Source organism: Psychromonas sp. KJ10-10 (assembly GCF_047323245.1).
Taxonomy (GTDB): domain Bacteria; phylum Pseudomonadota; class Gammaproteobacteria; order Enterobacterales; family Psychromonadaceae; genus Psychromonas.
This window is the reverse complement of record NZ_CP178826.1, coordinates 2353283-2367227: the sequence shown is the minus strand read 5'-3', so window position 1 is coordinate 2367227 and position 13945 is coordinate 2353283. Positions and strand designations below refer to the sequence as shown.

Annotated in this window: 11 protein-coding genes, 1 other RNA gene and 3 pseudogenes; 5 read left to right on the top strand and 10 right to left on the bottom strand. The window is 36.8% G+C overall.

The window, feature by feature from the left end:
- Window positions 1–182: 182 nt before the first annotated feature.
- Both topA and sohB read right to left on the bottom strand, forming a co-directional pair.
- Window positions 183–2860, bottom strand: a pseudogene (gene topA, locus ACLKMH_RS13725) (type I DNA topoisomerase).
- 191 nt (window positions 2861–3051) lie between these two features.
- Window positions 3052–4101: pseudogene (gene sohB / locus ACLKMH_RS13720) on the bottom strand (protease SohB).
- Window positions 4102–4231: 130 nt separating this feature from the next.
- On the opposite strand from sohB, the gene ACLKMH_RS13715 reads away from it, so the two are divergent.
- Window positions 4232–4969, top strand: coding sequence for a YciK family oxidoreductase (locus ACLKMH_RS13715; protein ID WP_413698670.1), 738 nt, complete (start codon window positions 4232–4234; stop codon window positions 4967–4969).
- 111 nt (window positions 4970–5080) lie between these two features.
- Here the strand turns inward: ACLKMH_RS13715 and ACLKMH_RS13710 are convergent, their stop codons facing one another.
- From ACLKMH_RS13710 to ACLKMH_RS13680, 7 genes and pseudogenes are all read right to left on the bottom strand, one after another.
- Window positions 5081–5911 carry a lauroyl-Kdo(2)-lipid IV(A) myristoyltransferase gene (locus ACLKMH_RS13710; protein ID WP_413698669.1) on the bottom strand — a complete coding sequence of 277 codons (831 nt, stop codon included), beginning with the start codon at window positions 5909–5911 and terminating at the stop codon, window positions 5081–5083.
- A 175-nt stretch (window positions 5912–6086) separates the two neighbouring features.
- Window positions 6087–6185: signal recognition particle sRNA small type (ffs, locus tag ACLKMH_RS13705), an RNA gene on the bottom strand.
- A 223-nt stretch (window positions 6186–6408) separates the two neighbouring features.
- Window positions 6409–7272 carry a CDP-diacylglycerol--serine O-phosphatidyltransferase gene (gene pssA, locus ACLKMH_RS13700; RefSeq protein WP_413698668.1) on the bottom strand — a complete coding sequence of 288 codons (864 nt, stop codon included), beginning with the start codon at window positions 7270–7272 and terminating at the stop codon, window positions 6409–6411.
- Window positions 7273–7298: 26 nt separating this feature from the next.
- Entirely contained in the window at window positions 7299–7511 is a 213-nt protein-coding gene (locus tag ACLKMH_RS13695) for a hypothetical protein (RefSeq protein WP_413698667.1), read from the bottom strand.
- A 22-nt stretch (window positions 7512–7533) separates the two neighbouring features.
- Window positions 7534–7710: a hypothetical protein gene (locus tag ACLKMH_RS13690; protein WP_413698666.1), complete on the bottom strand. Its 177-nt coding sequence runs from the start codon at window positions 7708–7710 to the stop codon at window positions 7534–7536.
- 71 nt (window positions 7711–7781) lie between these two features.
- The gene (locus tag ACLKMH_RS13685) at window positions 7782–8972 is read right to left on the bottom strand and encodes an amino acid aminotransferase (RefSeq protein ID WP_413698665.1); all 1191 of its coding nucleotides are present in this window, start codon (window positions 8970–8972) and stop codon (window positions 7782–7784) included.
- Window positions 8973–9102: 130 nt separating this feature from the next.
- A pseudogene (locus ACLKMH_RS13680) lies at window positions 9103–10649 on the bottom strand (fumarate hydratase).
- Between the two features lie 105 nt (window positions 10650–10754).
- Here ACLKMH_RS13680 and ACLKMH_RS13675 point away from each other — a divergent pair.
- From ACLKMH_RS13675 to pabB, 3 genes are read left to right on the top strand one after another with little or no spacing between them, the layout of a single operon-like run.
- Window positions 10755–11009, top strand: coding sequence for a hypothetical protein (locus ACLKMH_RS13675; RefSeq protein WP_413698664.1), 255 nt, complete (start codon window positions 10755–10757; stop codon window positions 11007–11009).
- A 21-nt stretch (window positions 11010–11030) separates the two neighbouring features.
- Window positions 11031–11288 carry a hypothetical protein gene (locus tag ACLKMH_RS13670; protein ID WP_413698663.1) on the top strand — a complete coding sequence of 86 codons (258 nt, stop codon included), beginning with the start codon at window positions 11031–11033 and terminating at the stop codon, window positions 11286–11288.
- The gene (gene pabB / locus ACLKMH_RS13665) at window positions 11248–12165 is read left to right on the top strand and encodes an aminodeoxychorismate synthase component I (RefSeq protein ID WP_413698662.1); all 918 of its coding nucleotides are present in this window, start codon (window positions 11248–11250) and stop codon (window positions 12163–12165) included. Before ACLKMH_RS13670 ends, pabB begins: the two co-directional genes overlap by 41 nt.
- Window position 12166: 1 nt before the next feature.
- Here the strand turns inward: pabB and cysB are convergent, their stop codons facing one another.
- Window positions 12167–13138, bottom strand: a complete 972-nt coding sequence (gene cysB, locus ACLKMH_RS13660; protein WP_413698661.1) for an HTH-type transcriptional regulator CysB — start codon at window positions 13136–13138, stop codon at window positions 12167–12169.
- Window positions 13139–13283: 145 nt separating this feature from the next.
- On the opposite strand from cysB, the gene ACLKMH_RS13655 reads away from it, so the two are divergent.
- Complete coding sequence (locus ACLKMH_RS13655) at window positions 13284–13904, top strand: sensor histidine kinase (protein WP_413698660.1); 621 nt, start codon at window positions 13284–13286, stop codon at window positions 13902–13904.
- Window positions 13905–13945 lie beyond the last annotated feature (41 nt).

The following is a 13945-nucleotide window of genomic DNA, read 5'->3' as shown; positions in this document are numbered from 1 at the left end:
TAAACCAATATAAAATTAGACTAAAATAGAAAAAAGATTTTAAACTAGATTTGAAAATTTGAATTGGGTCAAAGCTTGTTGAATTAGAATATTTGTTCTTTGCGATGGATCACAACCATAAGATGAAGATCAAAAAAGGTAGCCTAAGCTACCTTTTTTGGGATATTTAAGAAAATTGATTTTTATTTTTTCTTAACAGCTCTTTTTTTGGTTTGTTCTTCGACCCATTTTCCGCCAGACAAACCTTTCCCAACCATTTCACCACCAACATACTTAGCAGTCCAACCCGTTGCCTTTTTGTCAATTTCAGTCATCACATATTGTTCTTTGTTTTTACGACTGTAACGAATGATCGCAGGGTTCCCAGCCGGATCGGTTTGTGGTGCCTCAGCTAAATAATAAAACTTCTCAGAAATACGATCCTTAAAGCGTTTTAATTCAGCTACTTGTGGAGCACGCGTCTCACGTGATCGCGGGAAAGTACTAGCGGCTAAGAAAATACCTGAAGCCCCATCACGAAGAATAAAGTATGCATCACTTTGTTCACACCCTAATTCTTCTAAATGAACAGGATCTTCCTTAGGTGGTGCAACTTCTCCGTTACGAAGAATTTTACGGGTATTTTTACACTCTTCATTAGTACAACCCATGTACTTACCAAAACGGCCATCTTTGAGTCGCATATCATGGCCACATTTATCACATTCAACTAATGGCCCATCATATCCTTTAATCTTAAACTCGCCTTCTTCGACTTCATGACCATCACAAATAGGGTTATTACCACATACATGTAATTTACGCTTTTCATCGATTAGATAGCTATCCATTGCCATATCACATTTAGGGCAACGCTTTTTAGCCATTAATGCGGCAGTTTCGAGATCTTCATTGCTTAGAAGGTCTTCAACTTCCTCGCCATCCACAAGATTGATAGTAGTTTTGCAACGCTCTTTAGGCGGTAAAGCATAACCAGAACAACCTAAAAATACGCCAGTAGATGCAGTACGAATACCCATTTCACGACCACAGGTCGGACATAAAACCTCTTTGATAACCACAGGTTCATTAAGGCGCATACCACCTTCCTCTTCAGGAAGATCTGCTTTATCTAGAAGCGTAGTAAGGTCATTGTAAAAATGGTCTAATTCTGAAATCCAATCAGCATTACCCTCTGCAATGGCATCAAGTTTAGCTTCCATTTCAGCGGTGAAGTCGTAACTCATCAATTCTACGAAGTTTTCTGAAAGTCGGTCACTGACTATTTCACCCATTTTAACGGCATAAAAACGACGCTTATCAACCTTAACATAACCTCTATCTTGAATAGTTGAGATGATACTTGCATAAGTTGAAGGACGACCAATGCCTTTTTCTCTAGCTCTTTTACCAAAGCGACTTCAGTAAAACGTGCCGGGGGTTTAGTAAAGTGCTGTTTTGGATCAAGTTCGACTAAATTGAGTATTTCACCGACGGCTAAATCAGGTAGTTGTACGTCATCGACTTTATTTTTGGCAACAGGTTGTGCTTTTGTCCAACCAGCGAAACGCATAGTACGTCCCTTAGCACGTAACAGATAATCACCCGCTTCAACCACTAAAGTAGATGCATCATAAAGAGCAGGTAGCATTTGACAGGCTAAAAATTGACGCCAGATCAACTCATATAAGCGCATAGCATCACGGTCAACACCATTTAATAAAGCGGCTAATTGATTAACATCTGATGGTCGAATGGCTTCATGTGCTTCCTGAGCGCCAGATTTACTACTATATACAACAGATTCTTCTGGTAGGTAGTTTTTGCCAAATTCATTAGCAATATAATCACGAGCAGAAGCGACTGCATCTTTACTTAAATTTGTAGAGTCAGTACGCATGTAAGTGATGTAACCTGCTTCGTATAAACGTTGCGCTAACATCATGGTTTTTTTAACGCCAAAGCCTAAACGCGTGCTTGCCGCTTGTTGTAAAGTAGAGGTAATAAAAGGTGCACTTGCTTTACTTTTAGTCGGTTTATCCTCACGAGAAAGTAATTTGAATTGAGCCGTTTTTAAGGCATCGACTGCAACCGTAGTTTGCGCTTCGGTTGTTGGTTTAAAGCTATTACCATTTTCTTTAAAAACTTCTAAACGTAATGCGGTTTTGTCGTTAGTTTGCGTATCAGCGTGTAAATCCCAGTACTCATCGGGATTAAATGCTTTAATTAAACGCTCTCGCTCAACTAATAATCGCACAGCAACAGATTGTACACGCCCTGCAGATAAGCCACGTGCAACCTTTTTCCACAATAGCGGAGAAACCATAAAACCAACCACACGATCTAAGAAGCGACGAGTTTGCTGTGCTTTAACGCTATTTAAATTAAGTTCAGTCGGGTTTTTAAAGGCTTCTTGAATAGCAGATTCAGTTATCTCATTAAAAACAACTCGTTGAAATTTATCTTCATCGCCACCTAAAATTTCTTTTAAGTGCCATGCAATAGCCTCTCCTTCTCTATCCAAATCAGCGACAAGATAGATAGTAGGCGCATCTTTTGCGAGTTTTTGTAACTCACTAACTACTTTTTCTTTACCTGGTAAGATTTCATAATGTGCTTTCCAATCATTATTAGGATCAATACCCATTCTGGTTACAAGCGCTTCCTGTGCTCTTTTTGCCTTTTCTTTTTCTTTTTTTGCAGGTGTCATACCAGCAAGAGATGGTTTCTTTTTTGCATCAATTGTTTTCTTTGCACTACCACTGGTTGGAAGATCGCGGATATGGCCAATACTTGACTTAACAATGAAATCTTTGCCTAAGTATTTATTGATGGTTTTTGCTTTTGCAGGTGATTCTACAATAACAAGAGATTTGCTCATAATTCTTCTAGCCCTAAAGTAGTCATAATAGGTTGGTACGGCATTTTTTGATGATTCATCCAATGAATTCCCTTTTATATAAGCCAAAGTGTTCGAAAATAGCAACTTATATTTTCAATAAGACGTCAAAATGGCTTAAAAAAGCCAACTAAATGAGCCTTATTGTATTATTTGTTCAATAAACGCACATTTTATTTAAAAAGACGAGTCACATTTAATTGCATTAATTTTAATAAACTATTTTCTAATGCTAATGATGCATTTTGGCTCAATTTCTCTGCCAATTTTTTACGTTGTGTATATTTTATTTGCACAATATGACGTTCTTCTAGCTGTGAAATTAGATAATCATCACTAGTAGAAATACTATCAACTAAATTTAATTTAATTGCTTGTAATCCATACCAATGCTCACCAGTTGCTACTTTTTCAATATCAATTGATGGACGATGCTCACTGACAAAATGTTTAAATAAATCGTGTGTTTCCTGTAATTCTTGTTTAAATTTCTCCCTTCCTTTGTCATCGTTTTCACCAAACATAGTTAAGGTACGTTTGTAATCCCCAGCGGTTAATTGTTCAAACTCAATATCATGTTTCTTTAACACTTTATTAAAGTTTGGAATTTGAGCAATGACACCAATTGAACCAAGTATAGCAAAAGGTGCAGAAATAATTTTGTCGGCGATACAAGTCATCATATAACCACCACTTGTAACCACTTTATCAACGGCGATGGTTAAAGGAATATTTTTATCTTTAATACGTTGTAGTTGAGATGCGACTAGCCCATAACCATGTACCATGCCACCACCACTTTCAAGGCGCACAAATACTTCATCTTTTTCTGTTGCAACGGATAAAATAGCGGTAATTTCCTCGCGTAATGAGGTGACCTCTTTAGCATCTATACTGCCTTTAAAATCTAATACATATAGCTGAGGAAGAGATGATTCCTGGTTTTTCTTCTTTAGCCATTTTTTTGGCTAATTTGTCTTTTTCCTTTTTCTCTTTTTTCTTTTTTATGACGAGCTTTTAACTGTGGAGCAGTTAGTAATTGTTCTTCAATTGATTTCTTAGTCTCATTGAGTTGCTCAGAAAGATCGGTTAATTCAATCTCTCCCTTTTTAGCTTTTTGTTTGCTTGCTTAACGCAATAACAACAATAATCAAGGCGACAATCGTTACAACAAAAGTAACAGATTTAGCAAGAAATAAGCCATATTCAAATAAAAATTCCACAGTATTCGTCCTAAGTATGAGTGTAATGTGGCATATCATGACAAAAACTTGGCTCAGGTACAAAAGAGTTTGAGTCTTTTCCCTAAAAAAAGTTACTATTCGCTTAATTTAAGTTCATCCGAGATAGTATATGAAAGAATATCAGCCAAAGGCCGACTGTTTAGTAGGCAAAACGATTCTAATTACCGGTGCAGGTGATGGCATTGGTAAAACATTAGCGCTTAAATGTGCAGAGTATGGCGCAACCGTCATTTTATTAGGTAAAACAGTTAAAAAACTCGAAGAAGTTTATGATCTAATTGAACAATTAGGTAAACAACAAGCCTCTATTTTACCAGTAGATTTACAGGGCGCGACAGAATCACACTATGCTGACTTAGCGGATACCATTAAACGTGAATATGGGAAATTAGATGCTTTGGTTCATAATGCAGGCCAACTCGGTGTTTTAGGGCCCTTTGGACAAATTGAAAAATCAACCTGGGATGAAGTACTTCAGGTAAATTTAACCAGTCAATTTATGCTAACTAAAGCGTTGCTACCTGTTTTGTCACTCGCTGAAAATGCTTCTACTATCTTTACAACCTCAGGCGTTGGTAATCAGGGTAGAGCCTATTGGGGAGCTTACAGCGTTTCTAAGTTTGCAACGGAAGGTATGATGCAAACATTAGCCGATGAGTATGAAAACAGCACTCAGCGCTTTAATGCCATTAATCCAGGCGCAACTAGAACCAAAATGCGTGCGAGTGCTTTCCCCGCGGAAGATGTGTCTTTATTAAAAGGTGCAGAGGACATTATGCCGACTTATCTTTACTTGTTAAGTGATGATAGTTTAGAAGTTAATGGACAACGTTTAAACGCACAATAATAAAATAAGCACTAAAAATAAAAAACTCAGTAAATACTGAGTTTTTTATTTGAATCATAATAATAAGCTTTCTATTTTTTATGTGTAAAATTAAGATTTATACAATTACCATTAATATATATTTTGCCCTTCGACTGGCCTAGTTTTTAATAGTTTTAACGTCCACATATATTGACTTGGATCTTCATCAATCAATTTTTCAATGGCTTTATTCATAATCTGTGTATCTTTAACATCATCGCCGGTTGGAATATCAGTTAAAGGGGCATGAAAAAAGACATCAAATTTTGCGGTTTTATCGTTATATGAAGTATAAAACGGGATCACCACTGCTTTACCTAGTTTTGCTAAGCGCCCTATCATAGGTAAAGTCGCTTTTTGTGTACCATAAAAATCACAAAAGACACTATTTTCCCTACCATGGTCTTCATCGGGTAAATAATAGAAATGAGTTTTATCACGCAAACTTTTAATTGCCGGTTTAAGACCTTCGCTACGGTGATATAAAGTGCCTTTACCAGATAGATGTGTAAAACGAGTTCGATAGCGAGTCACAAACCAATCAAATATTGGATTGTTATAATCTTTAAACATACTTGAAAGCGGATAGCCACGAGCATTAATGGCGACAATACCGCCAAAATCTAACCCATAACAATGTGGCCCTAAAAAGATTATAGATTTACCTGCTTTTTCGGCCTCAATGATATGTTGCTCACCGATAATATTACTGCGACTAATAATATGTTGTCGACTTCGGAAAAACAGTTCACCTAGGGATAACGCGATTTGTGCAATTGCTTTAACATTTTTACGCATTAAGGCATCTTTATCCTGTTCACTGTATTCAGGAAAACATAAACCAAGATTAGTAAAAGCAATTTTTTTGCGTTTTTTTAAAAACTTTTTTGAATAGATAATAGAAGCAATATAAGCGAGCAAATTTATCGCGTAAACCAACAGGAAAATAAGTAAAAAGGAAAAGAATTAATAAAATAAACCATGTACCCCAATATTTAGGGTGAAAGTGTTTTATTTTTAGGGATGTATCAAAAGCAGATTTGTAAACAGTCATTTTTAGGCCTAACAAAAGCTAAGAATGAAGGTGTGGGTGGCAGACTCCCCAGCAAACCCTCGGCACTTGAATCACCTACTATGAGCCGCCGCCTTCCGGCCCTGACCAGGTTAATAAGTTATCAATGCGAGGAACCAAGAAGCCTACCATTGTCACTATTATCAAGCTATTCATGAATGACTTGATGCGGTGAATTATACGTATCTAAATGATGAGATCAACTGCTATTTACGCTTTATAATTTGAATGCTCAATTAAACAACACATCGTCTTTATTGTCAGCAGTTAAGCATCAATTAACTTTAAAAAGCATGTTAAATGATACGTTTAACTAATTTATCTACTTTGATTCGACGTAACCTCACTAAGGTTTTTTAACCGAGTCAGGATAGTCTTTTATATCATCTATTTGATTTGGACTAACAATAGCATGAGTATTTTCAAAAATCTGTGCAGATTCTTTATCGATTAAGGGTTTTAACTGTTGTTTAGGATCATCAATAAGTAGACCATTCTCAACATCTAAACGCCAAGCTCTTGGATTTAAGTTATGTCCTGTCAGCATCATAAAACGCTGATCAACATAAATGCCCTTTAAATGAAAACTATTTTGCTCATGACGCCATAGGTTGAGACTTAGTTGTTGCGTGGCTAATCTTTTTTGGTGTTTTTTAGCAAAGCGTTTTAAATTTGTTTCATAGAGATAAGGCAAGGCCCCAATAGTGCGATAGGGTTTATCCTCAGGAATATAAAAATCATTCGCTGTTTTATCACCAACAACAATCGTTAATTTGATACCACGTTTTAATAATGCACTGATATCTCGCTCAATTGCCGTAGGTAAATTAAAGTAAGGCGTAAAAATTAACACATGCTTTTCAGCACATTGTAATAACTTACGAATGGTTTTATTTAACTTGTTATTTCTAATACCTAAACCACATAGTGGTGTTACCGCCAAGCAATCCGTTGATGGTGAACCTTGATATTCAAATGTTGCTCTTCTTAAACTGCGTATTAATTTTTTGTTGGCAAACCTAAGCTCGTTCATCGGAGGAATAACATCAGCATTTAAACTCGCAACGGCATCTTTATCAATGATTTCTTTATTTAAAAAAGACACCATGGTATCAGCTAATTTAACATTATTAATAAGCCAATAACGGTCATAACGATAACGATCTGCTTGATGAAGGTAAATATTATTAAAACTGGCACCACTGTACAAAACCCGTTCATCAAAAATAAACCCTTTTAGATGTTGTACACCAAAAGCTCTTTTCGTTTAACGGAACCACCAATAATTTTAATGCCTAATGCCTCTGATTTTTCAACTTCTTGATACCAGCTCGCATTGGTTCCATCGGATTTTTTATGGCCGATAAGTCCTCGTTGTGCACGATGAAAATCAACACAAACAACAATATTCAGCGCAGGGTTTTCTCTTTTCGCCTCATATAAAGCCATTAACACTTCCCTTCCACCATCATCAGCTCTCAAGGTACAGAGCTGCAAGATAAATTCGGTATTTAGCGGCTTTTATCTGGCTTAATAGTTCTGCTTTAAAGGATTTAGATGAAAAAAGACAATCAACGGATTGCTCGGCAAGTGGAATTTTGCTGAGGCTGTTTAAAAAAGCTAAACTTGGTTTGATTCGACTATTCATGGCTCTCTTTTTTGTATATAAAAAGGGTTACCCTGAAACAACAGGATAACCCTATTTTTTTATTATTGCGATTAGATTACTTTAGCAATCGCTTCGCATAATGGTCGCATATTATCTTTAGTCATACCCGCTACTGAAATACGTCCAGAACCAACAATATAAACAGCAAACTCTTCTTTAAGACGATTTACTTGTTCAACAGTCAGACCTGAAAATGAGAACATTCCATTTTGACGGCTGATAAAGCTATAGTCACCTTCAACACCTTTTTCTTTTAATGTCGCAACAAATAAATCACGCATTTCTTGAATTCGGCTTCGCATGTCAGCAACTTCGACGTCCCATTGAGCGAAAAGTTCAGCATCTTCTAAAATAGTTGTTACAATCGGCGCACCATGAGACGGTGGATTAGAATAATTAGAACGAATACCTGATTTAATTTGGCTAAAAGCGACTTCTGCGATGTCGCTGTCTTCTGCAACAAGGGTGATCCCGCCAACACGTTCATTGTATAAACCAAAGTTTTTAGAGAATGAGTTCGCAACTAAAAGTTCTTTATTGTACTGAGCAAAAATGCGTAGACCCTGTGCATCTTCTTCAATACCCTTTGCAAAACCTTGGTATGCAAAATCAAAGAAAGGAACAGCACCTAAGTCAGCCATTAATTTTGCTAACACTTCCCATTGCTCAATTGTTGGATCAATACCCGTTGGGTTATGACAACAGCCATGGAAAAGCACTAAATCGCCAGCTTCAACATTTTGTAATGAAGCAACCATTGCATCAAAATCTAAGTCTTTTGTTTCGGCATCGTAATAATCATAACTTGCTACTTTTAAACCTGAAGTAGTAAATACATTACCGTGGTTTGCCCAAGTAGGGTTACTTACCCATATTTTTTTGATTCCTAACTTTTTAATTGCAAAGTCAGCACCTGTGCGTAAAGCACCAGTACCACCTGGAACCTGTGCTGTACGAGCACGATTAGTAGTAATAATTTCAGAATCAGCACCAAACAATAATTTTTGTACTGCAACACCATAAGCGACAATACCTTCAATTGTTAAATAGCTTTTTGTTTGTTCCGTTGCAAGTAGACGTTTTTCAGCTTCTTTTACCGTTGCTAAAATAGGGGTTTGACCACTTTCATCTTTGTAAATGCCAACACCTAAATTAATTTTTTCGCTACGTGGGTCTTTCTTAAATGCATCTGTTAACCCAAGAATCGGATCCGCAGGCGCCATACTTACTTGTTCAAACATAATTCTTCCTTTATTAACTCGCAATGGTTTTTATGCTTTTGTTGGCATAAATGGTATAAAAACAATGAATACTTTGCTTATTTTCAATAAACCTCTGATTCAGGTGTTGTTATACCATCCCTGTAGTTTATCAATCAATTTTTTCTGACAGTTTATTGTCTAAATCGGCTATTTTAGCTTTCCAAATAGCTGGCCCTTGAGAATGAACATTATTACCATCACTATCAACCGCTACAGTCACCGGCATATCTTCTACTTCAAACTCATAAATGGCTTCCATTCCTAAGTCTTCAAAGGCAACTACGCGTGCTTTTTTAATCGCTTTTGACACTAAATAAGCGAGACCACCAACGGCCATTAAATAAACAGATTTATGTTTAGCAATTGAATCAACGGTCGCTTGTCCGCGTTCAGATTTACCGATCATACCAATTAGGCCAGTTTCCTCTAACATAAAGTCGGTAAATTTATCCATACGAGTTGCCGTTGTTGGACCAGCAGGGCCAACCACTTCAGCACCGACAGCATCAACAGGACCAACATAGTAAATAAATCTTCCTTTAAAATCAACACCTTCAGGGAGTCCTTCACCAGAAGTAATTAACTCTTGAATACGTTTATGAGCGGCATCTCGACCAGTAAGAATTTTTCCTGATAATAATAAGGTATCTCCACTCTTCCAAGCTGACATATCCGCTTTACTTAGACCATCAACATTAACACGGTGAGTATTCTCCCCTGCTTCTCTTGTAATTTCAGGCCAATCACTTAATTTAGGTGTATGTAATTCCGCTTCACCGCTACCATCAAGGGTAAAATGAGTATGACGTGTTGCCGCACAGTTAGGGATCATTACAACAGGTTTAGAAGCGGCATGGGTTGGACAGCTTTTAATTTTAATATCTAAAACAGTAGTTAGTCCACCTAAGCCCTGCGCACCAATACCTAAGTTATTAACACGCTCCATGATTTCTAATCGTAATGTTTCATCAGCATTTAAAGTGTCACCCTGCGCGACTTTTGCATGTAAATCAGCAATATCTATAGGCTCCATTAAGGATTCTTTAGCCATCACAGCGGCTTTCTCAGCAGTACCACCAATACCTATACCTAACATACCTGGTGGACACCATCCCGCCCCCATACTTGGAACTGTTTTTTCTACCCATTCAGCAACAGAGTCAGAAGGATTTAACATCGCCATTTTCGATTTATTTTCAGAACCGCCCCCTTAGCGACAATCATTACTTCAACGGTATTGCCACGAACCATTTCAACGTGAACAACAGAGGGAGTATTATCCTGGGTGTTTTTACGTGCACCTGCTGGGTCACTTACAATAGAAGCACGAAGAGGGTTACTTGGATCCAGATAGGCTTGTCTAACACCTGCATCAACTAATTCCTGAACGGTTAAATCACTATCAAAACGTACATCCATCCCAATTTTAACAAAGGTAGTCACAATACCTGTATCTTGACAGATGGGTCTTTTACCTTCCGCTGACATACGTGAATTAATCAATATTTGTGCCATTGCATCTTTAGCGGCAGGATTTTTTTCAATTTGATAGGCTTTATCCATCGCCTGAATAAAGTCAAGAGGATGATAATACGAAATAAACTGTAAAGCACTTGCTACACTATTAACAAAATCTTGCTGTTTAATAACCGTCATGTAAAACTCCAAAAAGTAGCTGATATAAATTCCTTTCAATGGTAATCTCACAATCAAAAACTACAACCCATTTGTTACAAAAATGTTGCCTAAATTCGAATATATATGACTAATTTCCCTACAAATATACATTTCCAATCAATTTCACTGACACAGCTACAATTTGAGCAACTGAAAATTAACCTCAGTCAACTTGAATGGAGTGTTTTTCTTGACTCAGCTTCGGCAGATCATATTGATAGTCAATGGTCAATTTTGAGTGCAATGCCGATTGCAACATTACAATCATTTTCTGGCGTTACACTTTTAAACAGGGTGAGACAGAAGAAGAAAGTCATATTGATCCCTTTCTTTTATTAAATCAAAAACGCAAAACTATTTTTGCTGAGCAAGCATCAGCTAGCCGATTTTCCATTCACCGGTGGCGTACTTGGTTCAATTAATTATGAATTAGGTTATCAATTCGAACAAATTACAAATGCTGAAAACCCTGAAGCTTTAACACTGCCAGAATTAAGTTTAGGGTTTTATGATTGGGCATTGTTATATAAACATCATTGCAATGAATTTTCATTAATTATCTGTCAAACACAATACGATGATCGATCGCCAGAAACTGTATTGGCAACAAAGGTATGATTGGTTATTGGCACAGATAAATAATGACATCGCATTAACTTCATTTAAGTTATTAAATGAATGGCAGTCGAATATGAGCAAAGCACAATACAGTGATAAATTTAATCAAATACAAGCTTATATTCTTAGTGGCGACTGCTATCAAGTTAACCTTGCCCAGCGCTTTAAAGCAAAATACTCTGGTGATGAATATAAAGCCTATCAAGCTTTATTAGCCGATAATAGCCCACCTTTTGCGACCTTTTTACGCTTGCCTGAACAGGTTATTTTATCACTCTCGCCTGAACGCTTTTTAAAATTAGAAGCAGATATCATTGAAACAAAGCCTATTAAAGGTACTCGACCACGCTTTAAAGAACTTTCTTTAGATCAACAAAGTATGTCAGCATTACAACAATCAGAAAAAGATCGTAGTGAAAACCTCATGATTGTTGATTTACTGCGTAACGATATTGGCAGAGTTTGCCAACCAGGCAGTGTTAAAGTACCGAGACTGTTTGATATAGAAAGCTTCCCTGCAGTGCATCATTTAGTAAGTACAGTAACAGGTAAACTTGAAGACAAATACCAAGTTGAAGATTTACTAAAAGCGTGTTTTCCGGGTGGCTCTATTACTGGCGCACCTAAAATTAGAGCAATGGAAATCATTGCTGAACTCGAACCAAACCGCAGACAAAGCTACTGTGGTAGCATAGGTTACATTAGCAATAACGGAAAAATGGATACAAATATAGCGATTCGAACCTTAATTTGTACTCAAGGTGAAATCTACTGTTGGGCGGGAGGCGGTTTAGTTGCAGATTCGCAAGTTGATGCCGAATATCAAGAGTGTTTCGACAAGGTCAGTAAAATACTGCCTTGTCTAACTGACTTATAATTTAACGAGTCGGTAATTCAATATCTTCAAATAATTTATTCACTTCTTCGGTGTATTTTAATTGAATCGCTTTTTCAACAAGTGGACGCGTCAAGTGTGGCGCAAATCTAACCATAAATTCATACATATAATCACGCAAAAATGAGCCTTTTCTAAAACCAATACTAGTTGTGCTGGATTTAAAAATATGGCTCGCATCAATCACGCAAAAATCATCATCATCTTCATTCATTGCCATAGTTGCAACAACACCTACCCCTAAGCCTAGACGTACATAGGTTTTGATAACATCAGCATCTGTTGCGGTAAAAACCACATTAGGAGAATAGCCAGCGACGTTAAATGCTTCATCGAGTTCAGATCGTCCTGTAAAACCAAAAATATAAGTAACAATCGGATGTTCTGCAATATCCGCTACGGTGATGTTTTTTAATTTTGCTAAGGGATGATCCTTTAGCACAACAACACTACGATTCCAGTGATAACAGGGCAACATAATCAAATCTTGATAGAGGTGCATCGCCTCCGTTGCGATTGCAAAATCTGTTTTTCCTTTAACAACAGATTCACTAATTTGAGTTGGCGTGCCCTGGTGCATATGTAACGATACGTCAGGATATTTTTTTATGAAGCCCTTGATAACATCGGGCAAAGCATAGCGCGCTTGGGTGTGCGTAGTGGCAATATTCAAGGTGCCCTGATCTGGTTGAGTATATTGCCTTGCTACTGATTTAATGCTTTCGACTTTACCTAAAATTTCAGAGGCATAACGAATGATATCTTCACCTGCGGGGGTAACTTTGGTTAAGTGTTTACCACTTCGTTCAAATACTTGAATACCGAGTTCATCTTCTAACATGCGAACTTGTTTACTAATACCTGGTTGTGAAGTAAATAAACTCTCAGCAGTCGCTGAAACATTAAGATTATGGTTTAATACTTCAACGATATAACGTAATTGCTGTAATTTCATATATTTGCCAATAGTTATGCTATTTTTAAAGAATAATAATTTTAAGTCTATCAGAGTTATCAAAAATACACAGTGCTAGTTTACAACACTGAGGTTCAAGCGATGAATTTTAACAAAAATCATATGATGTGGAGCAAAAACTATTATGCCTGATCAAGAAAATCTAGATTTTAGTACCATTTTGGCAACCAGTGCTCATGACATGAAGAATTCTTTATTTATGGTGCTACAATCCATTGAGGTACTTGGGAGTGCGGAAAACTTAACCGATGAACAACACAAAAGCTTTGCTGATTTACATTATCAAACATCGAGAGTTAATAGCACATTAATGCAACTGCTGGCTTTATATCGTGCCGAAAATAAACAATTGCCGATTTATATCGATGAACATTATGTTAATGATATTTTCACAGAAGTGATTGATAAAAACCAAAGCTATCTTGATCATCACGATATACAGATTGAAATTGATGTCGACGATCAATTAATGGGATATTTCGATTTCGATTTAATCACCTATTTGATTGCTGATATTTTTGTTAATGCCCTTCGCCACGCACAAAAAATTATCTATTTACGCGCCTTTATTGATGATGGGTATTTAAATATTCAAGTTGAAGATGATGGAGTCGGTTATCCGGAGCATATGCTTGCCGTGAGTAATAATAACCAATCGGAATTTAATGCCAATAAAGGCAGAAGCGGTCTTGGCTTATTATTTGCTAAAAGAATAGTCGCGGAGCATAAAAACAAGCAACTATAAGGTCACATTTTATGTGAAAATAAACTACAATCACAGGGAGG

Excerpts from the sequence above, each read along its gene's own strand:
- ACLKMH_RS13715 (WP_413698670.1), top strand. The coding sequence starts at position 4,232 with ATGAAAGAATATCAGCCAAAGGCCGACTGTTTAGTAGGCAAAACGATT.
- ACLKMH_RS13695 (WP_413698667.1), bottom strand. The coding sequence starts at position 7,511 with ATGGCTTTATATGAGGCGAAAAGAGAAAACCCTGCGCTGAATATTGTT.
- ACLKMH_RS13690 (WP_413698666.1), bottom strand. The coding sequence starts at position 7,710 with ATGAATAGTCGAATCAAACCAAGTTTAGCTTTTTTAAACAGCCTCAGC.
- ACLKMH_RS13685 (WP_413698665.1), bottom strand. The coding sequence starts at position 8,972 with ATGTTTGAACAAGTAAGTATGGCGCCTGCGGATCCGATTCTTGGGTTA.
- ACLKMH_RS13675 (WP_413698664.1), top strand. The coding sequence starts at position 10,755 with ATGACTAATTTCCCTACAAATATACATTTCCAATCAATTTCACTGACA.
- pabB (WP_413698662.1), top strand. The coding sequence starts at position 11,248 with ATGATCGATCGCCAGAAACTGTATTGGCAACAAAGGTATGATTGGTTA.
- cysB (WP_413698661.1), bottom strand. The coding sequence starts at position 13,138 with ATGAAATTACAGCAATTACGTTATATCGTTGAAGTATTAAACCATAAT.
- ACLKMH_RS13655 (WP_413698660.1), top strand. The coding sequence starts at position 13,284 with ATGCCTGATCAAGAAAATCTAGATTTTAGTACCATTTTGGCAACCAGT.